Origin of the sequence: Synechococcus sp. A15-60, assembly GCF_014280095.1 — a bacterium.
Lineage (GTDB): Bacteria > Cyanobacteriota > Cyanobacteriia > PCC-6307 > Cyanobiaceae > Synechococcus_C.
Genome location: NZ_CP047933.1, coordinates 1,938,924 through 1,963,155 on the forward strand (window position 1 = coordinate 1,938,924; position 24,232 = coordinate 1,963,155).

At 59.0% G+C, this 24,232-nt stretch carries 22 protein-coding genes; 6 read left to right on the forward strand and 16 right to left on the reverse strand.

What is annotated here, in order from left to right; translation table 11 throughout:
* Positions 1–27: 27 nt before the first annotated feature.
* Entirely contained in the window at positions 28–984 is a 957-nt protein-coding gene (gene argF, locus SynA1560_RS10660) for an ornithine carbamoyltransferase (RefSeq protein ID WP_186469245.1), read from the reverse strand.
* Between the two features lie 52 nt (positions 985–1,036).
* Positions 1,037–2,914, reverse strand: coding sequence for an ATP-dependent zinc metalloprotease FtsH (gene ftsH, locus SynA1560_RS10665; RefSeq protein WP_186469246.1), 1,878 nt, complete (start codon positions 2,912–2,914; stop codon positions 1,037–1,039).
* 134 nt (positions 2,915–3,048) lie between these two features.
* Here ftsH and SynA1560_RS10670 point away from each other — a divergent pair, with 134 nt between their 5' ends.
* Positions 3,049–3,807, forward strand: a complete 759-nt coding sequence (locus SynA1560_RS10670) for a potassium channel family protein (protein WP_255476932.1) — start codon at positions 3,049–3,051, stop codon at positions 3,805–3,807.
* Between the two features lie 6 nt (positions 3,808–3,813).
* On the opposite strand, the gene ribD is transcribed toward SynA1560_RS10670, so the two are convergent.
* Together ribD and SynA1560_RS10680 are read right to left on the reverse strand one after the other, a co-directional pair.
* On the reverse strand, positions 3,814–4,926 hold the full coding sequence (gene ribD, locus SynA1560_RS10675) for a bifunctional diaminohydroxyphosphoribosylaminopyrimidine deaminase/5-amino-6-(5-phosphoribosylamino)uracil reductase RibD (RefSeq protein ID WP_186500483.1): 1,113 nt from the start codon (positions 4,924–4,926) through the stop codon (positions 3,814–3,816).
* Positions 4,926–5,423 carry a DUF3122 domain-containing protein gene (locus SynA1560_RS10680; RefSeq protein WP_186469248.1) on the reverse strand — a complete coding sequence of 166 codons (498 nt, stop codon included), beginning with the start codon at positions 5,421–5,423 and terminating at the stop codon, positions 4,926–4,928. Before SynA1560_RS10680 ends, ribD begins: the two co-directional genes overlap by 1 nt.
* 24 nt (positions 5,424–5,447) lie before the next feature.
* Here SynA1560_RS10680 and SynA1560_RS10685 point away from each other — a divergent pair, with 24 nt between their 5' ends.
* Positions 5,448–5,933, forward strand: coding sequence for an ureidoglycolate lyase (locus tag SynA1560_RS10685; protein WP_186500484.1), 486 nt, complete (start codon positions 5,448–5,450; stop codon positions 5,931–5,933).
* Between the two features lie 478 nt (positions 5,934–6,411).
* Here SynA1560_RS10685 and SynA1560_RS10690 read toward each other — a convergent pair whose 3' ends face one another.
* The 4 genes from SynA1560_RS10690 to SynA1560_RS10705 all read right to left on the reverse strand — a co-directional run bounded on the left by SynA1560_RS10690 (position 6,412) and on the right by SynA1560_RS10705 (position 9,758).
* The gene (locus SynA1560_RS10690) at positions 6,412–8,919 is read right to left on the reverse strand and encodes a GH116 family glycosyl hydrolase (protein ID WP_186500485.1); all 2,508 of its coding nucleotides are present in this window, start codon (positions 8,917–8,919) and stop codon (positions 6,412–6,414) included.
* A 110-nt stretch (positions 8,920–9,029) separates the two neighbouring features.
* Positions 9,030–9,299 (reverse strand): hypothetical protein, encoded by a 270-nt coding sequence (locus SynA1560_RS10695; protein WP_186469251.1) that lies wholly within the window; start codon positions 9,297–9,299, stop codon positions 9,030–9,032.
* On the reverse strand, positions 9,286–9,567 hold the full coding sequence (locus SynA1560_RS10700; RefSeq protein WP_186469252.1) for a hypothetical protein: 282 nt from the start codon (positions 9,565–9,567) through the stop codon (positions 9,286–9,288). The genes SynA1560_RS10695 and SynA1560_RS10700 overlap by 14 nt, the downstream gene beginning before the upstream one ends.
* Before the next feature lie 47 nt (positions 9,568–9,614).
* Complete coding sequence (locus tag SynA1560_RS10705; protein WP_186500486.1) at positions 9,615–9,758, reverse strand: hypothetical protein; 144 nt, start codon at positions 9,756–9,758, stop codon at positions 9,615–9,617.
* Between the two features lie 53 nt (positions 9,759–9,811).
* Here SynA1560_RS10705 and SynA1560_RS10710 point away from each other — a divergent pair, with 53 nt between their 5' ends.
* A complete protein-coding gene (locus SynA1560_RS10710) occupies positions 9,812–10,681 on the forward strand; it encodes a bile acid:sodium symporter (protein ID WP_186500487.1) in 870 nt (289 codons plus the stop codon).
* A 73-nt stretch (positions 10,682–10,754) separates the two neighbouring features.
* Here SynA1560_RS10710 and SynA1560_RS10715 read toward each other — a convergent pair whose 3' ends face one another.
* From SynA1560_RS10715 to SynA1560_RS10725, 3 genes are all read right to left on the reverse strand, one after another.
* Positions 10,755–13,175 carry an arylsulfatase gene (locus tag SynA1560_RS10715; RefSeq protein ID WP_186500488.1) on the reverse strand — a complete coding sequence of 807 codons (2,421 nt, stop codon included), beginning with the start codon at positions 13,173–13,175 and terminating at the stop codon, positions 10,755–10,757.
* Between the two features lie 323 nt (positions 13,176–13,498).
* Positions 13,499–14,347 carry a formylglycine-generating enzyme family protein gene (locus SynA1560_RS10720; protein WP_186500489.1) on the reverse strand — a complete coding sequence of 283 codons (849 nt, stop codon included), beginning with the start codon at positions 14,345–14,347 and terminating at the stop codon, positions 13,499–13,501.
* 110 nt (positions 14,348–14,457) lie between these two features.
* On the reverse strand, positions 14,458–15,486 hold the full coding sequence (locus SynA1560_RS10725; protein WP_255476933.1) for a neuromedin U: 1,029 nt from the start codon (positions 15,484–15,486) through the stop codon (positions 14,458–14,460).
* A 156-nt stretch (positions 15,487–15,642) separates the two neighbouring features.
* Between SynA1560_RS10725 and SynA1560_RS10730 the strand changes: the two genes are divergently transcribed.
* Positions 15,643–16,671 (forward strand): hypothetical protein, encoded by a 1,029-nt coding sequence (locus SynA1560_RS10730; RefSeq protein WP_255476934.1) that lies wholly within the window; start codon positions 15,643–15,645, stop codon positions 16,669–16,671.
* A 100-nt stretch (positions 16,672–16,771) separates the two neighbouring features.
* Here the strand turns inward: SynA1560_RS10730 and SynA1560_RS10735 are convergent, their stop codons facing one another.
* Together SynA1560_RS10735 and SynA1560_RS10740 are read right to left on the reverse strand one after the other, a co-directional pair.
* On the reverse strand, positions 16,772–18,325 hold the full coding sequence (locus tag SynA1560_RS10735; RefSeq protein WP_186500491.1) for a DUF1254 domain-containing protein: 1,554 nt from the start codon (positions 18,323–18,325) through the stop codon (positions 16,772–16,774).
* Positions 18,326–18,362: 37 nt separating this feature from the next.
* The gene (locus SynA1560_RS10740) at positions 18,363–19,925 is read right to left on the reverse strand and encodes a DUF1254 domain-containing protein (RefSeq protein ID WP_186469260.1); all 1,563 of its coding nucleotides are present in this window, start codon (positions 19,923–19,925) and stop codon (positions 18,363–18,365) included.
* A 758-nt stretch (positions 19,926–20,683) separates the two neighbouring features.
* On the opposite strand from SynA1560_RS10740, the gene cbiE reads away from it, so the two are divergent.
* Both cbiE and SynA1560_RS13855 read left to right on the forward strand, forming a co-directional pair.
* Positions 20,684–21,964, forward strand: a complete 1,281-nt coding sequence (cbiE, locus tag SynA1560_RS10745; protein WP_186500492.1) for a precorrin-6y C5,15-methyltransferase (decarboxylating) subunit CbiE — start codon at positions 20,684–20,686, stop codon at positions 21,962–21,964.
* A 3-nt stretch (positions 21,965–21,967) separates the two neighbouring features.
* On the forward strand, positions 21,968–22,090 hold the full coding sequence (locus tag SynA1560_RS13855; protein WP_255476935.1) for a hypothetical protein: 123 nt from the start codon (positions 21,968–21,970) through the stop codon (positions 22,088–22,090).
* A gap of 44 nt (positions 22,091–22,134) precedes the next feature.
* On the opposite strand, the gene SynA1560_RS10750 is transcribed toward SynA1560_RS13855, so the two are convergent.
* The 3 genes from SynA1560_RS10750 to SynA1560_RS10760 are packed head-to-tail and all read right to left on the reverse strand — an operon-like array spanning position 22,135 to position 24,214.
* A complete protein-coding gene (locus tag SynA1560_RS10750; protein ID WP_186469262.1) occupies positions 22,135–22,590 on the reverse strand; it encodes a DUF192 domain-containing protein in 456 nt (151 codons plus the stop codon).
* Positions 22,590–23,309: a response regulator transcription factor gene (locus tag SynA1560_RS10755; RefSeq protein ID WP_186500493.1), complete on the reverse strand. Its 720-nt coding sequence runs from the start codon at positions 23,307–23,309 to the stop codon at positions 22,590–22,592. Before SynA1560_RS10755 ends, SynA1560_RS10750 begins: the two co-directional genes overlap by 1 nt.
* Positions 23,306–24,214 (reverse strand): NAD(+) kinase, encoded by a 909-nt coding sequence (locus SynA1560_RS10760; protein WP_186469264.1) that lies wholly within the window; start codon positions 24,212–24,214, stop codon positions 23,306–23,308. The genes SynA1560_RS10755 and SynA1560_RS10760 overlap by 4 nt, the downstream gene beginning before the upstream one ends.
* Positions 24,215–24,232: the final 18 nt, after the last annotated feature.

The following is a 24,232-nucleotide window of genomic DNA, read 5'->3' on the forward strand; positions in this document are numbered from 1 at the left end:
GCGAAGTTCCCAGCACCAAGCCAGGAACTACAAACCACCGAGCAAAGCAGCGAGCAAAGCCTGCTGGGCATGCAGCCGGTTCTCGGCTTGATCGAAGATGCGGCTGGCAGGCCCTTCCATCACACCTGCACTGATCTCTTCGCCGCGGTGGGCCGGAAGGCAGTGGAGAACGATGGCCCGTGAATCGGCTTCTGCCAACAGCTCTTCATTGAGGCAGAACCCCTGGAACGCCCGTTCCCGTTCGGCCTGCTCCTGCTCCTGGCCCATCGAGGCCCAGACATCGGTGTAGAGAGCCTGAGCACCGCGTGCAGCCTCCGCTGGATCACTGGTGACCGTGATCTGTGCACCGCCAACCGCCAGGGAGCGAGCTTGCTCGAGCACACCTGGTAACGGCTCGAACCCTTCCGGACAGCCAATGCGCACATTCACACCGAGCAAAGCGCCACAGAGCATCAGCGAATGGGCCACGTTGTTGCCATCACCCACATAGGTGAGCGTCTGACCTCGCAAATCTCCGAAGGCTTCCCGCATGGTGAGGAAGTCCGCCAGGGCCTGGCAGGGATGCTCAAGGTCGGTGAGGGCATTGATCACCGGAATCGTGGCCCAGTACGCGTAATCCGCCAGCTCCTGCTGAGCGAAGGTGCGAACGGCGAGCACGTCACAAAAACGGCTGAGAACCCGGGCGGTGTCTTCCAATGGCTCACCGCGTCCCAGCTGGGTGACTTGGGGGTTGAGATCCACGGTCTGGCCGCCCAGCCTGGCCATCGCCACCTGGAAACTTACCCGCGTGCGGGTGGAGGCCTTGGTGAAGATCAGGCCAAGCACCCTATTGCCTAAATCGATGCGTCGATCACCCGACTTGAGCTGACCTGCCAGCTCCAACAGCGCAGCGGTCTGCCCAGCAGAGGCATCCGCTGAGGACAGAAAGTCGCGACCGCTCAGAGTGGAGAGGTCGGCAGCAACGCTGGTGGTGGCGGACGCCATAACCGGACTTCAAAGGAGTGTTATCGGAGACAGACAGCGAATTCGTCAAGCCTCAAGCCGCAACGGCTTCAGGCAAAACGCTGGCATTGAGCATGTCCTTGAGCTCATCACCCTCGATCACCTCTTTCTCGAGGATCTTCTGAGCGATGGTTTCCAGCAGGGCCATGTTTTGGCGAAGGATTGCTAGGGCCTGCTCGTGAGCGTTGTCAACGAGCGCGCGAACCTCCTTGTCGATGGCCTGGGCCGTGGCATCACTCACGGTACGCCGAGGGTTGTTGCCACCACCCAGGAACTGGCCACCACCCTGCTTGTCGTAGGCGAGGGGTCCCAGGGTGTCGCTCATGCCGTAAGTGCCCACCATCTGCTCGGCGATGTCGGTGGCGCGCTGCAAGTCGTTGGAAGCCCCGGTTGTGATCTTGCCGAACACAATCTCCTCCGCAGATCGACCTCCCAGCAACGTGGCGATCTGACCCTGCAGGTCTTCACGTGAATTGAGGAAGCGCTCTTCCGTGGGCAATTGGAGGGTGTAGCCGAGGGCACTCATGCCTCGGGGCACGATCGAAATCTTGGCCACCTTGCTGCCTCCGGGCATCAAGTGACCCACGATGGCGTGTCCCACCTCGTGATAAGCCACCACCTTTTTCTCGTCGTCCTGCAACACGCGGCTCTTCTTCTCAAGACCCGCAACCACACGTTCAATCGCTTCGCCGAGGTCTTCCTGCTCCACTTTGGTGCGCTTGGCACGGGCGGCGAGCAGTGCCGCCTCATTCACCAGATTGGCCAGATCGGCACCGGCAAAACCACTGGTGGCCTGGGCGATGCGATCAAGATCCACTCCTTCGGCGAGCTTCACCTTTTTGGCATAAATCCCGAGGATGGTTTTACGGCCCGACAGGTCCGGGCGGTCCACCAACACTTGACGGTCAAAACGGCCGGGGCGCAGTAGTGCTGCATCCAGCACTTCAGGCTGGTTGGTGGCCGCCAGCACGATCACAGGCTTGTCTTTGGAGGCGAAGCCGTCCATCTCGGTGAGCAGCTGATTCAGCGTCTGCTCACGCTCATCGTTACCACCGACCACACCCATCGAACCCGAACGGCTCTTGCCGATCGCATCGAGTTCGTCGATGAAGATGATGCAAGGCGCATTTTTCTTGGCTTGCTCGAACAGATCTCGCACCCGAGCAGCACCGGCACCCACGAACAGCTCGACGAATTCCGAGCCGCTGATGATGAAGAAGGGAACACCCGCTTCGCCTGCCACCGCTTTGGAGAGAAGGGTCTTACCTGTGCCAGGAGGGCCTACCAGCAACACACCTTTGGGAATACGCGCACCAATTTCGGTATAACGCTCTGACGACTTAAGGAAGTCGACGATCTCGGTGAGTTCGTCTTTGGCCTCGTCGACACCAGCCACATCGGCAAAGGTGACCCGCGACTGCTCATCGGGCACGTACACCTTGGCTTTGCTCTTGGTGAAATTCAGAGCGCCCTGAGCGCCCCCGGCACCCATGGAACGCCGCGCAAAGAATTGCAGCACCAGGATGAAGATCAGGGGCGGCACCACCCAGCTGAGGATGGTCGTGAAGATGTTGGGCTTCTTGGGAGGAGCCGCAGCGAACTCAACGCCTTTGGTCTCCAGGCGCTGCGGCAGATCCATGTCGAAGATCGGCGTGGTGGCCAACACCGAAGGAGCCCCTTCTTCTGGATCTGACAGCTCGTAGCGGATCTGATCCTGGGTGATGTAAGCGCGCTTCACAGCGCCATCGTTCACCTGATCGATGAACAGGGAGTAGGGCACCCGTGGCACCTGCTGCATGCCCTGATTGGGAAGGAAACTGCTGAGCAGCAGCAGCACACCGAAGCCGATCAACACCAGGTTGATAATCCCAAAGCGGCGATTGGGGCGGTTGTCGTCCTCGCGGATCGGCATAAATCACGTCCAGTCCTTCGCTCAGGCTAAGGCGGAGATTCGTGTCTCGGCTGCCACGCGATGGCGGAGAACCGAACGGAGCTGCCGCAACACAAAGCTCGCCAGAGCACGCAAAGCCCGCCATCCTCAGCTCGATGGGAGCAGACGCAATGCGATCGGATCAGCGACAGCAGCCAGGAAGCCACAAGCTCTACGCCTGGCTGCTGTCGCTGTGCTTGCTGGTGATGATCAGCTTTGCGTTCCCGAAAATCACCTGGTTGGGCGGTTTGGGCTACGCGCTGATCGCCCTGCTACTCACCCAGCTGGTCATGATTCGCAAACGGGTGATCACCCTGCACGACCGCCTGTATCAAGGGCTGGGTGTCTTAGCCCTCGTAACTCAACTGTTGTGGCTGTTCACCCCTTTGCGTTGGCACAACAGCGGCATTCCCCTAGTGGTGAGCTGGAGTGTGCTGGTGGGTTGGAGCGTGGTGCGTCTGGTGCAACGCCTGGCCAGGGAAACCAAGGTGACGGCAAGCGTGCTGATGGGAGCAGCTGCGGGGTATCTGTTGCTGGGTCTCACCGCTGGGCTGGTGATGATGGGCCTGGAGACCATCCAGCCAGGGAGTTTTGAGCCGATCGAACTGGCCGCTACCGCCTACGCCGTTGATGCCAGCGTGCTGACGTCTGTGGCAGTGTTCTCTCAGCTCAATTACTTCGCCTTTATCTGTCTCACCACAGTGGGGTTTGGCGACATCGAGCCAATGCTGCCCATGGCCCGGATGCTGTCGGTCAGCACCGGCATTGCAGGTCCGATCTACCTGGCCGTGGTGATGGGAGTGCTGATCGGTCGTTACGCCGCAACGGTGGAACGCCAAGAGGACGATCCCACCCGCAGGGATCTGAGCCGTTGAGACAGATCAAGTCAGCTGGGCTCGCATTAGCAGATCATCACCCAGCCGCATGACGTCTTGATCACGCAGCTGTAGCACTTGATCCATGGCAGTAAAACCAAAGTCGGCCAGTGGCGTCCGCGCCAGTTCACCGCCAAGCAGCTTGGGTGCGATCACCGCCTCGATTTCCTGCACACAACCCTGCTGGATGGCAGCGGCCGCCAGACCCGGACCACACTCCCAGAGCACGCGGTTGCAGCCGCGCTTGGACAAGGCTGTCAGCAACAGCTCCGGTTCCGAGGCATCGAGCGCCTCCATCGCCACCCCTTGCGCCTGCACCACAGCACGCAAGTCGGCGGACAGAGCAGACTCGGCCTGAATCGGATAGCCCAGCAGGGTGCTGGCCAGCTGCTGATCCCAGATCTGAGCGCCAGCAGGCAAATCAAGACTGCGGCTAAACACCACACGCAACGGTTCGGGGGATCGCCGCCCCCGACTGGTGAGCAACGGGTCATCAGCGCGAACAGTGCCACCGCCAACAATCACCGCGTCGCACTGGGCCCGCATGCCATGCACCCAGGAGCGAGCCGACGGTCCGCTGATCCACTGACTCTCACCATTGGGAAGCGCGGTGCGGCCATCCAGGCTCATGGCCCACTTGAGCACCCCCCAGGGCCGGCCCGTGCGCACCCGATGGAGAAAGGCGCGGTTTTGATGGGCGGCTTCAGCGGCCAGCACGCCGCTGATCACCTCCAATCCTGCATCCCGCAACCGCTGCAATCCACCGCCGGCAACGCGGGGGTCAGGGTCGGTGAGCGCCACCACCACCCGTCGCACTCCAGCCGCGAGGATTGCTTCGGTGCAAGGGGGCGTGCGGCCCTGGTGGCAGCAGGGCTCCAGGGTGACGATGATTGTGCCGCCACGGGCGGCGTCACCGGCCTGGTCTAGGGCAACAGGCTCAGCGTGGGGCTCACCGGCACGGGCATGGAATCCCTCACCGACCAGGCGTCCTTCGGCGTCAAGCACCACCGCACCCACCAGGGGATTAGGACTGGTGTGGCCTTCAGCGAGGGAGGCGAGCTGGAGCGCTCGGCGCATCCAGGCCAGCCAGTTTTGATGCGAGCCGCCGACGGACTCCATCAGCTCAGGGGCTGGGTCTGAACGTCACGCCACTCCGCCACCACATAGGGAGGAACGGGCATCTCGTTGAACACCCCCGGCATGAACAGGCGCAGCGGACGGTTGTTGCTCAGATCATTGAGCAGAGGATCAAGCGCAAACTCCGCCGCCGCCTCACGGCCATCAGTGGCTAATACCGGATTATCGAGGGTGATGTCGTCGAGCTGCCACTCCTTCACACCAGCTTGCACAAGCAGCGGCGCGGGGTGTTCCAAGCGCAGCTTGCCCGGGTAGCCCACGATGCGCAGAACCACGGGATTGCCGGGCTTGCCAGTGCGGTAGGCCACCGCCTGCCAGCTCTGGTAATCGAGATCGCGCAGGCTCTCGAGGCTGCGCAGCATCGGTGCCCCGTTTTCATCCTGGTGCTCGTGCACCTGCGCGCTCACCGCCATCGGCGTTAGTAGCAACAGCGTTACGGCAACCAGCAGCATGCCAAGCAAACGACGCAACGCGAGCATGAATCAAGCGCAAACAGTGTTCCCATGATCGAGCATCAGCCCCTGAAAGCGGGGTCCCTGCTGGACGCACGTCTCGAGGCGTGCGGCACGGCCCTACGCGAGGTGGACGACATGACACCGCCCGGGGAGCAGGACGCGGAGCTGAGCTTCGGGCCCGGGAGGCTGCGTTACTACGTGATGCGCATCCCGCGACGGCCGCTGAAGGTGACAGCGATGACACGCCATGTGAACGCCACCCAATGCCTGAGTTCCGCGGAAGGTCGCCCCTTCTGGCTGCTGCTGGCTCCACCCGACACTGAAGGGCCTGTGCTCGATGCATCCAAGGCCTGGCTGCTGCGCATTGAAGCCGGGGAAGGCATCAAATTGCATCTGGGCACCTGGCATGCGGGGCCTCTGTTTGACGCCGACTCCGCCTCTTTTTTCAATCTGGAACTGAGCGACACCAATCAGAACGATCACGAAACCCTGAAGCTCAGTCGCAGCATCAACCTTGAACTGAAGAGGCGTTAGAACGTTGAGCTAACACCTGAAGACAACGTTGCTCTTGAATTCTTGCTGCGAGGACCAACTGAGATTGTCTCAGCCGGACTCTCTCGTTGGCAAGAACCACCCGCAGACCCAATGCAGCGTTAAAGGTCAAAATCATCAAATGCTTCAAAAAGCTCCTTTTCATTGCCTCTCTGACCAATGAACATTGGGCCAACACTTGGCGCAATCAACCACTGAGCGAGTTCAATGAATGCGCTTTTTAATCTGAGAAATCAAAAGCCGAAAACCATAAAAAAAGTGAAGGAAGGAATCAGCATTGGGTCATTTCGTTTCCACATCACAACTAAGCATTGAGCGTTGCTTGAAATCCTCGGCAATTCCTTGATCTGCCTCAAAAAAACATCTGAGCCAGCACCATATGAGTCTCCACAATTGACCTCCAGACCACAACAGTTGCTCCAAAGAAAAGCTTTCCAGACATTCTCAACCAATCAGGTCATCAAGCGCACTGACTTCTTTCGGCGCCTGGTATGACCGCCCAATCGGTGTGCGTCGCCCAGAGACCCCAGATCGCCATCGCCCGCAGGTAGTGGCAAGCCCGGAAGGTGTTCACCGCCGTGATTGCCTCCGGCGTGCGGAATTGCAAACCACCGCTATATACCTGCTCCACCACAGCTGAGCAGATCGCTTCAGCGGTTTGGCCTTCGCCCATCAGGCGGTAGTAGCTAGCGATGCCGAAGTTGATGCCTGTCCACACCTCCAAGGGATGGGTGCCATTGGGATCCAAAGGTGTGCCATCGCGGCGCAACCCATTGGCGACACCAAGCTTGCCGCCATCAAAGGCTTCAAAGCAGGCTTCCTTCACGGCTTTAAGCGTGCTGCGGCTGTTGGCTTCACTCACCACCGGCTCCAGCCCCAGCAGGCGGGCATAGAAGTCCCCGCACAGCTGATCGGCCATCACCACTGGCGTGCCACTTTCAGCATCGATGTCGTAGTACTCGCCGTTCCACAGCAACGTGTCGAAATTGCTGCGCGATTGCTCCAGCCAACCGCTGAATTGCCGCTGTTCAGCCGAGGTGTCGAGCCCGGTTTTGAGCTGCAGCGTCTGCCCGATCGCTAAGGCCGCTTCCAACGCGGCGATCCACAACGCACCGCAGTAAGCACTCACTCCCTTTAATGGCCAGTCATCAAAGGTCTGATCCGGCGCACCGCCGTTATCGGGCAGGCCGTCATCGTTCACATCGAAGGTTTTGAGGTAACGCAAGGCCTCCACTGCGGAGGGCCAACACTCCGAGAGGAAACGCAGGTCTTGCCCACTGGGCGAGAGCTTGTAGGTGCGCCACACCTGAAGCACGTAATCGCTGCCCAGATCTTTCCAGAGATTGCAATCCTGATAAGCCGTGTAATTGGTGGCATCCCAGGGCACTTCATTGGGAGCGCCCAGATCATGAGGCGTAGCGCCCTTCACCTTGCGGTCCGCTTCCACCCGGCCCTTTCCCTGGGTGAAATACCAGCCGATCGGACGCTGCGTGGCATCGGCAGCGGGAATCGCACGGGCAAAGCTGCGCAGCACGGCCTTGTCGAGCTCTGGCCACAGCTGCAGCAGGGCCAGGGAGCCATACAGGCGCACATCTAAACTTTCATACCAGGCGTAGTCGAGGCACTCGAGCACGCCGAAACGGCCGTGGGGATCCTCAGGCGACGCCGCACTCCACAGGCTGCCGCCGCTGCATAAGTCGTAGAGCTCGTTGAACAGCGCCATACGCAACGGCTCCGGCAGCTCCGTGCGCTGCAGCACCGGCTGCTGCCAAGCTTCGATCTGCTCACGCCACCTCTTCCAATCGCGCAGGGCTTCAGCGGCAATCGCCGCGGCCTGATCACCGCCGGTGCCGAAGAAATCGGTATAGCGGCGCAGGGCCTGACTGCCGGTGGCAAAAGCCGTCACCGGCAGATCCCAGCTGATCACGACAGGGATCTCGATGCTCTGGCCCGGCTCGAGATGGCATTGCACTGTCAGCGCCGCACTGAGCGGATCATCGGCCCCACTCCGCCGATCGTTGTTGCTCTCTGGAATCGAGCCATCGGCGCTGAAGCTGCTCCAGAGCTCACTGCCATCGCCGGCGGGATTCCAACGGCTGCAGCGCTGAATGGTCATGCCTGGCTGATCGTTGGTGGCAATGCACCACTGGCCTTCACCCTCAGCGACAGGATTGGAGACAGGACCCTCCAAGACGACACCTTTGAGGTTGCCATCGTCAATCCAGCGGTTGCGTTGCCCGTTGGTTTTGCCAATCGCCGGGGCGTAGTTGTGCTCTGGGCTGCCGTCGTCACGGAAGTGCACCTCGGCGGAGGAATCGGTGTTGGTGAACCAGCCGGTGGTGTTGCGCCAGCTGAGCAGCAGCGACAGATCCAGGGGCTTGGTGGTGGGGTTGCGCAGGGTCCACACGAACACCGCTACCGGATAGCTGGTGCGCTGGTAATCGCCCGGCAGAATCGGACTGAAGGCCTCGCAACGCACCTCGGCGTCATACACGCCCTCATAGTTCGTCCAGCTCAGCGGATAACGGGCGGCATAAGTGCCGGTGCTCTGCTCCGACGTACTGGCGGGATACCAGTCCCAGGCCTGGAGTGGTTCACCGCTCTTAGGGCGTGAGGCATCCCCATCAGGCTTCACCGCCAAGGCATGGGCGCGCTTGCTGCTGCCGTTGCTCTCAAACAGAGCAAACTGACAGTCGGGCAACACCCCGAACCAGTGCTCGCCGCCATCCAAGTGCCAGAGGTTGACGTTGCCATCCGGCGCCCGACCGATGCAGCCTGCTCCGAAGCCCCCCAAGGGCATGCCGTGATTGGGGCCATCGTCGAGATTGCTGGCATAGCGCACCGTATAGGGCTGCTCCCAGCCCAATCCGAAGGGCTGGCTCCAGCTGGCCTGCGGGGGCTGCCACGCCGTTGTCTTGCCTTGACGACCGAGCAAAGACGTCAGAGCGGAGAAACCGAGCGGAGCCATGCCCAAGGCCGAAAGTCGCCCCACACTGGCAGACCTGGCGGGACTGGCCAGGGGCCGTCTACCAGCCGTTCAGCAGACCCCCGCAGTCATCTGGATGCCACCCATCCAGCTCACACCTCATGCAAGCCGCCAGCTTCGCTGTCGAGCAATGCATCGAGGGTGACGGCGGTGCGCACCATCGCCTGATAGCGGTGCAGCACGCGCCGATTCCGATCCAGCCAGCGCGCAGCGTCAGCGGGGCCTTCATTGGAGGCTGCACCGGTCAAACCGACGGGGCCCTCGGCATCCATCAACTCCAGATCGTCCTCCCGGGCGATCAAGGCCAGCAACAGCTCATGCAGCCGTTGACGGCGCACCGCCGATGACTCAGTCCCAGGCATTGCCGCATTTGTTGCGTACGTAATCTTCCCGCAGCTCACGGAAATCGCGCGACTGTCGCGACAGCTGAGCGCTAGCAGCATCTGCTTGTTCCCGGTTCTCGCCCGTTTCCTGCGATGCCGCAATGAACATCCGATTGCGGGCCATCGAGGCGCCGATGGAGTTCATCATTCGTGTGATCAGGCTGCAGTCCTCGAAAGCCTCCACTGAGGGCGAGGCCCCCACCAACAGCAGCAACACAGCGAGGCAAGAGCGAACCACAGCAGCCATCCGGAGTGCAGCGTCAACGTACTGCCCGTGCTGGCCACTAAATCCATTCAGGCAGAGATGCGGTCAAAACGCGCATTGATGGGCATGGTGACGCAATGGAGCCACAGCACTTTGGCTTTCGCAGCCGAGGCCACTTCGCCAAGGCCAATCAACAGCTGTTCGCTGAAAGCCCCAGTACGACGCTGAGCCAAGCCTTGAGCCAACGCGCTCTGCGACAAAAGCGCACGCAACACAGGCCCGATTGATGTCGACCTTGATTTCGGTGGCCCTCTTTCTTGTCATGGTGGCGTTGGGGCTGCATCCACCGGCCATGCCGTTCGGTCGGATGAAGCACAGACCCGCTTGGCTGCTTCAGGTGTTGCTCACCACCTGTTTTGGCATCCCCGTTGCAGCCCTGCTGTTGCTGCGCTCACCGCTCGGCCAGGGCCTCTCGCCTGCCATGGCGACGGCCTTGATGGTGATGGCAATTTGCCCCAGTGCTCCGCTGATTAGCTTGAAAAGTCGCCAGGTGATTGGGAATCCGGCGTTGGCCACCAGGCTTCAGTTGTGCTCATCGTGCGCCGCAATCCTCAGCGTGCCGATCTGGATCCACCAGCTGCCGATCGACGCAGCCGAGACCGTCTGGAGCATCTCCGCCAAAGACGTAGCCGCCCAGGTCTTCAGCGCTCAAGTAGTTCCGTTGCTGGTGGGGATGAGCTTGCGCCAATGGTGCAGCGATTGGGCCGAACGCTGGAATCCCATCGTGCAGAAAACCGCTTCCACCCTGCTGCTGTTGCTGTTAGCCGTGGTGTTGATTGCAGCGTTGCCCAAGGTGTCGCTGACACTCATTGCCGACCTGCGCGGAGCCTTTCTGATGCTGCTGCTCACGTTGATTGCTCTACTCCTTGGCTTTGCAGTCGCCGGCATAGACCGAGCGGAACGAAGCACGATTCCGCTCGTGATGGCCATGCGCAATCCAGGGTTAGCGCTGCTCTTGGTGCAACGGATGGCACCAGAAGCAAGCGAACTCAAGGCGGCCATAGTGGGCTACGTCTTAATGACGGCGATCGGCATGACTCCCTTCCTCCACTGGCGCAAGCGCCTGGCCGGTCCAGTCCATGACGTCAGCCAGTGAAAGCCAACCAACAAAAAGGGGATGACTCCATCCTGGAGTCATCCCGCTGGAGGGAGTCAATCACTCCGAGCCATCACTGCTGAGCGACATCGGTGGCTTTGGGATAAATCTGAATTGTCACCTTGTCGATCTGACCGCCATAGGCGCTGTAACGGCGAGGGCCAATGGTTCTCACCGTGACCGCCGAGCCACGATCAAGGCCAACATCAGCACCTTCATCAATGGAGAAACGCGAAGCAATCGTGTTCTCCATACGGCCTTCAGCGACCACCTCACCATTCAATTTCAGCCGAACGTCAGCGCCCTTGCCGACGCCACCGCCGTCGTAGTCGAGCTCAAAGCGAATCTCGGATTTGCCAGCAGGCAACGGCTGGTTGCTGGTGAATGTGAACAGCTCTCCCATGTAGTTGTAAGTGTAGGAGGGCTTGTTGTTTTCAACATAAAGCGACCAACCACCAAATCGACCGCCCTGAGAGAAGATCACACCATCTTCTTCGCCCCCTTTCACATCCACATAGGCCGTCACACTGTTCGAGACGTTCTTTACATTGATGATCGAATCTTCGACCATATTCCAGGCGTAGGGATACAAATCCATGGACGTCCGATCCCCCAGCAGGGTCGGTCGACCAGCGACGGATGGCACCAGCCGCTCAAGCAAACGATCATCCAGGGGCAACACCTGATTTTCAATCGCCTCTTCCATGAACTTCGCCTTCATGGCCTCCAAGCGATCGGGATATTGAGCCGCTAAATCGTTGGAGAGGCTGAAATCAACTGTGGTGTCATACAGCTGCCAACCATCATCGGCCTCGACCGTATTCATTCGGTTGGGTGCTTCCCATGGGTACATCACCGTGGTGCGCGCCATCCAACCGTCGTGATAGATGCCGCGGTTGCCAATGATCTCGAAATACTGCGTGCTGTGCCGTTCTTCAGCGCCTGGGTTATCGAATGTGTAAATCAGGCTGGTTCCCTGCATGGGAATCTGCGGGATGCCATTGATCATGGTGGGCATCGGTAGATTGGCCGCCTCAAGAATCGTGGGGGCCACATCATTCACATGCGAGAACTGTGAACGAATACCGCCACCTTGCCTGATGCGCTCAGGCCAGTGAATCACTGTTCCATTGCGTGTTCCACCGAAATCACCGGCCACCTGTTTGGAGAGAGCAAACGGTGAATTGAAGGCGATCGCCCAGCCGAGGTGATACATGGGATAGGTGGTCGGCCCACCCCATTCATCCAACTTTGCCTCCTGTTCATCCGGCGTTTCTTCAACACCATTGAGGTAATGATTCCAATTCCAATGGCCGCTCATGTCGCCCTCAACACTGGCACCGTTGTCACCTGTGACATAAATCACCAAGGTGTTATCCAGCTCACCGAGATCATCGATGGCTTGGATTAATCGACCTGCTTGGTGATCGGAGTGCTCGGTAAAGGCTGCAAACACTTCTGCCTGACGGGCATAGATTCGCTGTTGCTGCGGCGTCAGACTGTCCCATTTGGGAACACTCGCGGGCGCTTGCGCCATCTGAGTGCCCGGAGGAACAACTCCTGCCTTGATCTGGTTCTCAAGATTACGTGCCCGCAGAACATCCCAGCCCTCATCAAACTTACCTCGGTATTTAGCAATCCATTCTTGACCCACATGGTGCGGAGAATGGGCACCGGCTGAGGAGTAATAGATGAAAAAGGGCTTATCTGGCTTGATGGCCTTTTGTTGACGAACCCAGCCGATCGCCTGATCGGTCATGTCTTCAGTGAAGTGATACCGATCTTTCTGCGGTGCATCCACAACGGTGACACCATCATGGATTGTGGGCTCCCACATGTTGTCTTCCGCACCCACGAATCCGTAGAACTTCTCGAATCCCTGGCGCGTTGGCCAACGGGTCTGAGGGCCAGCAGCCGTGGTTTCACGACCCGGGGTTTCGTGCCACTTGCCAAAGGCCGCTGTGTTGTAGCCGTTGAGTCTGAGGATTTCCGCAACCGGCACGGCGTAATCCGGCACAACGGTGGAATTGCCCGCATAACCAGTGGCAATCTCTGGAATTGAACCGGTGTTGACCTTGTGATGATTCCGTCCGGACTTCAACGCTGCTCGCGTGGGCGCACAAAGAGCCGTAGTGTGGAAACGGTTGTAGCGCAGGCCATTCTGGGCGAGCTTTTCAGCGGTAGGCATGTTCACCACCCCGCCAAAAGCGGATGGTGCTGCATAGCCGACGTCATCGAGAAGAATGATCACCACGTTGGGAGCACCAGCGGGTGCCGTTACCTCCCACTGCGGGGGCATCGGCACCTCGGAGGGGAGCACCTTGGTGACCTTTTCAGGCCTTGGCTCTGCAATGGGAAGTGTCGTCCGGTCAAATTCACGTGCCTGGGCTTGACCTTGCGTCATGTCGACGATCGACACACTGGTCGCCAGCAACAAGCCACCACCCACGACCATCCGGCGGAGCAGGTGAGACGTTTTGATCAGACTCGACATGGCAGACGTTGGAGAGGCAACGAGGCCTTGGAACTTCTCCTTGCATAGCCATGGGTTGACGTTAATGGAGTGAACATCAACAAATAACGCACCATTCGGATCAGCACCAATAGTTCTTGTCGATCAATCACACACCAGCACCACAAAGAAGCCGTGTCCACGATCCACGCAACGGGGAGTGTTCATACATCAAGATTTCTCATCTGTGCCTCTGCTCGCTCGAAGAGCTAGGGCGGTTTGTGTTGGCCTAGTGGCGTGGACTGCCTCAGACCTCCAACTTGCGCTGAACGTATTGACGATGGTTTGATCAACGACAACCGCAATCACACTGAATCCGATACACAGCGAAATCCCATGTGGCAGGTGGCGGTGTCCGTCGTCTGTCCCATCAGTGCAGCTGGTCGGAAGCGGTGGCAGTAGTTGTCCGCACACAGGAATGACCCGCCCTTGATAATCCGTCGTTCCTGTTCACCTTTGGGAACCGGGAACAGCGTCGACGTCCATTCCCAGACGTTTCCACACATGTCGACCAAGCCGTAGCCATTGGCAGGGAAACTGCCGACAGGCGAGGTCCATAACCAGCCATCGATCTGCTCATTCCTCCAAGGGAATGGCCCTTGCCAGACATTGGCCATCCACTGGCCATCTGGTGTCATTTCAGAACCCCAGGCGTAGTCTTGCTCCACCAAACCACCACGGGCTGCCACTTCCCATTCATCAGCCATTGGCAGACGTTTCCCCGCCCACTCGGCATAGGCCACAGCATCCTCATAGGCAAGATGCACCACCGGATGCTCCATGCGGTCGTCGATGCTGGTGGACGGTCCCTGGGGATGACGCCAATCCGCTCCTTCCACCAAGGCCCACCACGACAATGGCTGGCTGCGATCCACGTTGGCCGGCGGTGGAATGAACACCGCCGACTCAGGGCATTGCTCTTCGGGGGGCAGGTTGGGATACAACACAGGATCAGGTGGCTTTTCAGACACCGTCAAGTAGCCGGTGTCTGAAACGAAGCGGGCGAATTCGGCATTGGTGACCGGTGCCACATCGATCGCAAACGCCTCCACATGAATGGTGCGCACAGGCGATTCTTCGGGATAGAACGACTCCGAACCGACGCGATAGTCGCCAGCAGGAATCACCACCATCGGAGCACGTTGATCACTCATAGCCGACCCAGGATGAAGCAGAGATGATGATCGAAAAACGTCGACCGCATTGACCGGTTCAAGGGTTGAACGCCATCAAACAGCGAGTTAATGCAATCAGCGAAGCAGCATCAGCTGCCCGTGGGGAACAGGAACTGAACCTGTGCGCGGAAAGTCCAATCGCCGATGAGCGTCTGACCCAGCACTTCAGGTTTCACAGCGTTGTAATAGGCACTAAGAGACGCATTAACGGGCTGCGTCCCCAACTTGAACACACGACCCACACCGAGGCCAATCGGAACCGTCCAGCCCTTGCTGTCTTCTGAGGTCCAGTCCGCCGTAATGATCGGGGAACTGGTGAGATACCAACCCTTGGGCAGGTTGTAGTTGAGGAATGGCTGAATCAACATCTTGTTGACATCACGCTTGCCTTCACCGGCAAACGACCAGATGTTGTTAATCAGACCTCCCGCAACGATCGGGCCCTTGGTGTAAACCAGAACACCGGCGGGGCCGGCACTCCAACGTTGGGAACTTAGGCGGCTATCGGTTGCGGTTGGCATCACCAGGGTGGGGCCAACACCCACGGTGAAATTGCCCTTCAAAGTGGGCACGAAGAACACCGAGGGATTGATATCACCAATCGCCTGAATCGAGGTTCCACGTGCCCAAGGCTGGGAGATGAAGGGAACGATCGTGCGAGTTACTAAGGTGAGGCCATCATTCACCTTGAAGGGGACCACCGGCTGAACGTTCACCACGTTCTGGGTTTGATTCGCCTTGAAGTTGGTGGAGATTGGTGGATCGTTTGGATTCGGCGACGGAAGGGTGACGTTCGGTGCCCATTGGGTGTTAGGCGTCGAATTCCACTGAATCGGAACACTGATCAGGCTGGCTATCGGATTCTGGGCCGCCTGCGCCAGAGAATCGTTCTCCTGCGCAGGGGATTCGTCAGGGGCAGCGGCGACGGGTGGATTGCCTGTGCCTGAAGGCTGCTCAACATCCGGGGCCTGAGCCAGCTTTAGCTCAGCAAGCTCCAGGGGAGTGAAATCAAAATCAGCCGGGTTGGCGACCAGAGTTTGGGGTTGGCCCTGCGCTGCGACTGAGGTGGGAACCAACAGGGCAGCAAGACCGAAAAGCCAGGAGACGTTGCGAGTCATGCGCAGACGGAACAGCATCAATCAAGCTTCAGCAATGGGCGTTGTCTAAAGGTTGATTTACCAGGGACCAATGCTTGCCGCAACAATTCCGTACGGTCGGGACAAGCTTGAAAAGCAGAGATTCCCTGCCGCCCCTACGGTTCGCGCAATGGATTGATGAGTGCGATGCGAGCGCTGTCTCTGGCTCTTCTGGCATCCCTGAGCACCTTGAGTTTGGGGGTTTCTGCCAAGCCCCTCGAAACCCTCACTGCTGGCGAGACGAGTGCCGCAGTCTTCACGACTCCGCTGGTGCTCAGCCAAGCCGAAGACCTTGCGCCTGAGGTGGCACCAAGAGAAGACGAAGACGATTCCTGGCGGGTGTATCTCGATCTCTATGCCTTTTTAGTGCCCACCACCTTCTCGACCACAGAAATCAACGGCAACCAATCCAAGGCGGCGCTGTCTCTCTCCGATGTGATCGACACCCTCGATGAGGCACTCACCCTCAAAGCACAGGTGGAATATGGCCGCTTTGGCTTCATGGCCGGTGTGTATCACGGCAGCCTGTCCGACAGCCAATCGGCATCCTTCTACACGGAAACCAACAACCCTTTGCGGAATCAGCTCGGCGTCCCTGGCTATCTGCGCGAGCGCACCGTGCGTGTCAAAGGTGATCTGGATCTTGACGTCGACGCCAACCAAACGGTCGTCGATCTCGCCTTCCGCTACCGGGGGGGAGCCATCCAGAAACCACGCATGGAGAAAGGCAGCAGCAGCTTCTTTGGCCTGGTCGGAGCCCGCATCATCGATGCCAACATCCACACCAGCTGGACACTGGACAGCGAAGCCTCACTCACTGTTGAAGGACGACGCGTCAGCAAGGAGTACACCCGTGAGCTGCAGAAATCTTCAGACGAAAGCTACGGCAACACCTGGGTTCAACCCCTGATCGGTGTGTTTGGCACCTACGCCATTAGTGAAGACTGGCAAGCCTTTGCTTACCTTGATGTAGGTGGATTTGGACTGAGCGGAGAGCAAGATTTGAGTGGAACCGCCCAGGCAGGCATTGCCTATGCCCTGGGGAACTCAGCTCAAGTCTCCCTCTCCTACAAATATTTCGGTCTTGATTACGCCGGAGGAGGTGGCAACGCTTACAGCGTGGATCAAAGCGGCGTGAACCTAGGCCTGCGCTGGCTGTTTGACTAATTCCACCGTCTCATCCATTCGGGAGTCTCTGGGAATGGCTCCTTTATGAAACCGCGCCAGCCCTGGGCATAGCGTCTGTGAAGAGCCATGCCTGCAACGCTCAAATTTGTTCAATCGCTCCCAACGTCCAGGTGCGGTCAAACCACTCCTGGCCTGGGCCATACAGACGGAAGATGCCAAACCAACCCTTGCCAGGGACTGTTTTCACCCAATTGGTCTCCAAGCCATCCGGCGCTTCCGGTCCAAAATAGAGCGTGACGCTGCCATCGGCGTTCTCGACCATGTCGGTGTTGCGCTTGTTGTTCTTGCTGGGGTAGGGCATTGCCTCGCTCTGCAGCATCGAGCGAGTTTGTGGGTCGTAAACTACAAACGACCAAAACCGTTCAGCCGGAGGATTCGCGGGGATGGTGAGTTTGTAGCTGTTGCCGCCGTCGAGATAGGCACCGCTGCTGTCTCTGGAAACGAAGGCGTATTGCGAACCGACGCCCGGAAGTTCCAGAGCCATTGCCGGGGTATTCACCGTGGCGAGATAGAAGAACAGCGTGCGTCCATCCATATCGCGTCCACCATTGCCACCATTCACGAGATATTCGTGACTTCCCCCAGGGAATCCGGTCTGCCAGTAACCAGCCTTGTCCGGATAGATATAGGCCTTGGGGTCCTGGGGAGCAAACAGGATCGAACGTGCGGTGGCGTTGCCAATGGCAACCGCTTCGGTGAGCAAGGCCTTCTGCGCAGGCGATGGAGCAAAAGGCTTGCCTTTCTGAATGCCAATGGCCGAGGCCATCCCCAGCAATTCAGGTGAGAACACCTCTGACGGTTCACGCTGAATCACATCATCCAGCTCCTCGTAAAACTTGAAGTCGTTGGCATGAATGGTGTTCACATTCAAACCGGTGAGGTTCTTGAACGTATTGGGGGCGGGATTCATCCGCTGGGCATACGGATAGATCTTCAGATCGTTCTGAAATGCATTTTTGGCCGTCTCCGTGCTGCCTTCAGCATCCAAGAAACCACGCAGAATCACCCAGTTGATCAGACTCGGCGTGTTAGCCACGTAATAATCATCGGCATCAGCAGGAGCCGACTGACCAGGCCCAAGGATCAGATACTTGCCGCCACGGCCCTTGTCTGGACCGGGACCGCCCATGTCGATCACGAAGCGGAAAAAGGCATCATTCACCGTGCCCGGGCCCGTTCCGGCGGGCACTTCAACCACCATCGGGCCGTCGCTTAGGTCAATGAAGGCGGAGGCGTACACCGTGTCGGTGTTGCCTGTAAGCCAAAGAGAGTCTGAACTCATGAGATCTTCAAACACACCGATATCACGGTTCGTCTGAAGGCCATAGCCATCACGATGGCCCACATGCAGCATCTCAAGCGAAGCTGCAGGCATGAAGTTCAGAAAGGTCTGCACACCGCGGCCCAAGTCCACCTGAAGGCGGGCCTTGCGCATGGTTTCATCGTCCGGGAAACCATCGAAATAATTGAACGTGCCGATTCGGGTGGTCACCGAATCCGGCGTCAACACATCCACAGGGATTGGTGTGTTGTAGCCCTTGGGCACGACATCAGCAGCTTGGAGCGCAGAACCACTGCATGCCAAAAACAAGGCGGAAAGGACAGTGGAAGGGAGGTGCTTGAAACGAGTCATGGTTGAGGTTGGAAAGTGAAATCGATCGATTTAAATCTCAACCGAGAGGCTGAATATCATTGAGCTGCCAGGTCTTATCGAACCACGGCTGCAGAGGGCCATAAAGCCGGAAAACAGCGAACCAACCCTTACCAGGAACAGTCTGAATCCAGTTCGATTCCTTGCCTTCTGGCGCTGTTGGGCCGAAATACAAATCAATGGTGCCGTCTGCATTCACGACCATGTCTTGGTTGCGCATGCTGTTCTTACTCGGAAGCGGCTGATCGGTCTGTAGCTCAGAACGGGTCTGAGGGTCATAGACCACCATCGACCAGAAATCCTTGGCGGGGACGTCAGCATCAACCGTGAATTTGTAGGTCTTGCTGCCATCGAGATAGGCACCCGTGGCATCCGTGGCCACCACCCCGTATTGAGAACCAACGCCCACCATCTTCAACACCATGGCCGGCGTATTAACGGTGTAGCCCCAAAAGAAATTGTTGCGAGCATCGAGATTCCGACCACCCTTACCGCCATCAATCAGCCATTCATGGCTCCCACCACCAAATGGCGTAAACCATTGCTTCCCCTCATAAAAATAGACATCGGGATTGCGTGGCTTGCCCATATCAGCACGCACATACGCAACACCAACCTGCACTGCCTCCTCCAGCACAGCGCGATCCTGCGCACTGGGTGCAAATGGCTTTCCTTTTTCCAGACCAATCGCGGAAGCTAAACCCCTTAATTCAGGATCGAGCAGGCTGATCGGCTCTCTCTGAATCACCACATCAAGCTCTTCATAGAAATGGAAATTATTGGCATGCACTGTATTAAAAATCGCTTCTCCTCCCTGGATAAAGATCATTTCCGGAGGGTTGTCTTTGCGCGAGAGAGGGTAGAGCCTGAGGCCCTCTTGATAGTTCGAAACAGCCTTGTCAGGCTTCCCCTCATCATCAAGGAAAGCTCTCAAAATCAACCAGTTGGAGTAACTGGGAGAGCGAAACACAAAGTAGCCATCGGTATTCGCCGGCTCCGCATCATCCGGGCCCAGAATCAAATAGTTGCCACCCTTGCCCCGGTCTGGACCCGGTGCACCGGTATCCGCAACGAAACGGAAAAAAGCATCGTTGATGGTGCCAGGGCCTAAACCTGCTGGGATTTCGATCACCATCGGCCCTGTCTCCTTCAAATTGAAAAAGGCGGAGCCATACACCGTGTCAGTGTTGCCAGTTAAAAAAAGCGGATTTGACGTAAGCGGCGCCATCAACATCACTTTGTTGTAGGCATCCACCCCCATCTCAGCATGGCCTGCACGAAGCATTTCAATGCTGGCAGCAGGCATCAATGTGAGAAAGGTTTCATAAGCACGGATGAACTTGAGATTGTCAAAACTAGTGTCAACCGTGGCAGCATCGGGCATGCCATCGAAAAAACGGAAGGTGCCCACGCTGGTGTTCACCTGGTCAGGCGTAAACAGCTCTTCAGGGATCGGCGTGGTGTAGCCCTCAGGCACCTGCGCCTTCACGCCATGGCTGGATGCACCAACAGTGGCCAATGCCAATGCAGACAGGAGCAAGGCTGAGGAACGCCTGCGCCATTGGCGGGAAACACCTGACATACCCAAGTCATCGACAATTCTGTTCATTCTTTTTCTAGCCACAAGGCAAGAAATGAAAAACAAAATCAATCAAAAACTGCCCGATTGGGAGCAAGCATACAAAAGGCATTCAATAACGGAACGAAAGCTTCTTTACGTCGGCATAAAAACAATGATCCGGAGATTCGATAGGTCTATCTGGCAACTTGCATGACAAGGCCTCAGCACCTGTCAGCCAGAAGGCATCCTTCCTTCAGGTCCATGCAAAAGCCCGGGTGTGATTCCAGGCTTTCCAAGTATCGGAGTTCAAGTCCGACCTGATCTGAAGCTCGGGCCAGCCCCATGAACCGTCAAGATCATTGGGTGTCAGGGTGTCGATCCGCTGCGTGGCATTTCAACCCTGTTCAATCTCAATTGTGGTGTCTTCACTGCTATTTCCGCCCAGGCTGATCACCACATCACCATCAGGGTTGGTTTTGGCGAAGGTGCTGGAGAGGTTGTCGTTCTTGCTTACAGCAAAACCTTTCTTGTCTCAGACGGTGACCGACCAAACCGCCACACGCCACAGCGACGCCAACACAGCAGAGACATGACGCAACGGACGACGTGGCGCAGTCATGGCTGAAACAAGCGTTTGCCGACGTCTTAGCCACAACGACCTCTACCGTCAGGCCTCCGTGGGGGCGATTATCGACACTTCCCACCACTGGGATTAGCCAATGCAGCACAGGCCTGGAATAAAACCAGGGCCTGGGTCGTCAGCCCAGCACAATGGCTTGATGATCGATGTGATCGGCACCGACGCTGGCGCCCCAGGCACGCTCCCGCCTGCGGCTCAGCGTTTGGTGCAGCAGGCCCAGCTAGTGGCTGCACCGAAGCGGGTGCTGCCGGCGTTGCAGCAGTGGCCGGGATGCCCCCCCAACCTGCGCTGGATGGCTAGCGACGATCCGATTGCTCTCAGCGACATCTTGCTGAAGCTGGAGCCGGGTCAACAGGCTGTGGTGCTGGCGAGTGGTGATCCGCTCTGGTTCGGGATTGGCAGGATCCTGATCGAACGCTTGGGGCGCGACAACCTGCGCTTTCATCCAGGGCCGAGTTCACTGCAGCTGGCCTTCGCACGCCTGGGCCGGCCCTGGCAGAACGCTGAGTGGATCAGCCTGCACGGACGCGACCCAGCACCCTTGGCGCGCCGGCTGCAGCAACGCCCCAACGCCTTAGCGGTGCTCACCGATCCCAGCCGCGGTGGTGTGGCCGACGTGCGCAGCATTTTGCACACCAGCGGCCTGGAGGCCAGCTACGCCCTTTGGCTCTGCGAGGCCCTCGGCCATGGGGATGAACGGGTGCAACAACTGGCTCCCACCGATGCGATCCCCAGCGATCTCAACCCCCTACACCTGGTGGTGCTGCTGGCAGAGCCCGCGGCAGACCCAATCCCAGATCAGCTACCCCTCTTCGGCATCGAAGACGGCATTTACCTCCAGCACGACGACCGTCCCGGCCTGATGACCAAGCGGGAGGTGCGCATCCAGCTGCTGGCCGAGCTCGACTTGCCTCCCACGGGTGTGCTGTGGGACCTGGGGGCCGGCACCGGCAGCGTTGGGCTGGAAGCCCTACGTCTGCAACCGCAGCTGCAACTCATGGCGGTGGAGCGTCGCAGCGGCGGCGGCAGACTGATCCACGCCAATGCCCGGCGCCTGGGAGTGGAGCCGGCGGCGGTGATCGAAGGCGATGTGCTCTCCGTTTTGGAGCAGCTGCCCGATCCCGATCGGGTGCTGCTGGGCGGCGGCGGCCGTCAACGCCAAGCGCTGTTGCAGGCGGTGATCGCGCGCATGAGGCCTGGCGGGGTGGTGGTAATTCCCATGGCCACCCTGGAAGCCGTGGGGGAACTGCGGCCACTGCTGAGCGAAGCCGGCTGGAGCGTGCGCATGCACCAACATCAGAGTTGGCGCGGGATGCCTCTGGCAGAAGGGACGCGGTTGTCGCCGATGAACCCGGTTCTGGTGCTGCAGGGCCGCAAGCTCCGGCACGGCCCTCCAGAATCGACGATCACGCACCGCTAATCCATGCCGCTTCAGAAAGACAAGCAGGTCTCGCCGATGCGCATGAAGATCACCCTGCTGATCGCGGGTTTTGGCCCGCTGCTCGCCGTCGGCCTGTTTCTGCAGTCCAAAGGCTTCTTCGGCTAGCCATACAACCACAGAAAGCACGCCGACGTGACGCCTAAAACACGTTATTGCGTTAACGACGTGCCAAAAGGTGCGATTTGAACAGCATCACCCACGCGAATACCCAGCCGTGCCGCCTCACCGGCGCCGATTTCGATCACACCGTCAACGAAGTCTGCACGGGCGTTCTGGTCGGCATCCGCCCAATACGACGGGCATGGGAGTCCAGGGCAGACCGGCACCTGTGCAGCGATGTCCAGCACCTTGCCGTCGCGCACAAACACCATGTCGAGCGGAGCAAGGGTGTTGTGCATCCAAAAGCGCAGTGGCTGGGAGGGCTTCACCGGAAACCACATGCCACGCAGGGGTGGCAGAGCCGGCCGTTGCATCATTCCCAGCTGCTGCTCCCAAGCCGTGTCGGCCACTTCCAGGGCAATGCACAGCGACGGGCGTTGATCCAGACACCACTGCGCTTCGATCGGCAGAGTCTGCGGTGGCAGGGTCTGAGGCGGCAGGTCCATCAGCGCGGTTCCAGCTTGGGGAACCCATCACTGAGGCAGTAGCCGCGGCCACGGATGGTATGAATCAGGCGGGCTTCTCCGGATTCCTCCAGTTTCTGGCGCAGATAGCGCACATACACCTCGATCACATTGCTGGAGGATCCCTGCTCGTCATTCCAGACCTCGCGCAGAATCCGATCGCGACTAACTACCGTGCCGCGTTGCTCCAACAACAGCAGCAGCAGGGAGTATTCACGCGCCGTCAAAGCAACCGGACGACTGCCCCGACGCACCTGTCGGGACGCCAGATCGACACTCAGGTTGCCGATCTGCATCATGGGGCGCCGCTGCTGACTCTGAGCCTGAATCGCCAGATGCAGGCGCAAGCGCTGGAGCAGATCACTGGGTCCAACTGAGGGGAACCAGAAGTCATCCGCCCCGCAGGCGAACACGTGCTCCCGAGCTGCCACGCTGTCGTCCTGCACGCCAATCAGGATCGGCAACGCCCCGAACCGGCGCCGCAGATCGCTGACCCTGTCCGCTTGATCATCGGCAAGAATCGCCGCGACCGGATGGGATGGGCCTTCCGCGGACACTCCACTGGCGGCGCCACTGCCCCAGTCGAGCGGTTGGTAACCGGAGGCCTTCAAGCGGTCCGCCAAGGCCACCGCCTGGCCGCCCACCAACAGCACCAAATCCCCGCCGGTGTGAGCAATCGCGTTGGCATCGATGCGCGTCATGGGCGATCCGGCTTGGCCACGTGGGGAAGCCCCCAGCCCAACTTGTTGCGCAACACCTGAAAGAACTCGTGATCGGTGAGCCGCACGAAACGCACGGGATGGTCACTGCGACGGATCAGCACTCGGTCTTCCGGCCACACATAACAACCTGCGCTGCCATCCACCACCATCATCAGACGCTCGGGCGTGGCCGGAAACACGGTGACCGGCTCAGCGTCACTGAACACCAGGGCCCGTGAAGCCAGCGAATGGGGGGCGATCGGCGTGAGCTGCAGCACCGGGCAATCCGGCGTGATCACCGGACCGCCGGCGCTGAGGGCATAGGCGGTCGAGCCGGTGGGCGTCGACAGGATCACACCATCGGCAGAGATATCCACCGGCGCATGACGTCCGATCGCGATCTCGAAATGGCACATGCTGGTGAGCGGTTCCCGATGCAGGGCCATCTCATTCAGTGATAACGCCTCCCAGCGACGCTGATCCCCTCGCATCACACTCACCACCAGATTGGCGCGCTCTTCAATCGTCCACTGCTGGGTGAGCACCTGCTTCAGCGCCCGGTCCAGGTCATCGAGGTAGGCCTCGGCAAGAAAGCCGAGATGACCGGTGTTGATCGTGAGAATCGGCACACCAACCGGCGCCGTCTGACGCGCAGCCGACAGCACCGTGCCATCGCCCCCCAGCACGATCGCCAGCACCATCGACTGATCAAATCCCTCGGGCACGCAAGCTGCATAACCAAGCATGCGCAGGTGCTGATCGGGATTGGCAAAGCCGACCATCCCACCCGAGCTACTGGCGCGCACAACTTCATGGCCACCACGCTCAAGTTGCGACTGAATCGCAGTGGCTGTTTCGACAGCCAATGGCTTGCCATCATTGACGATCAGTCCTACCCGGGGCACCGATCGCAGCCAGCAACA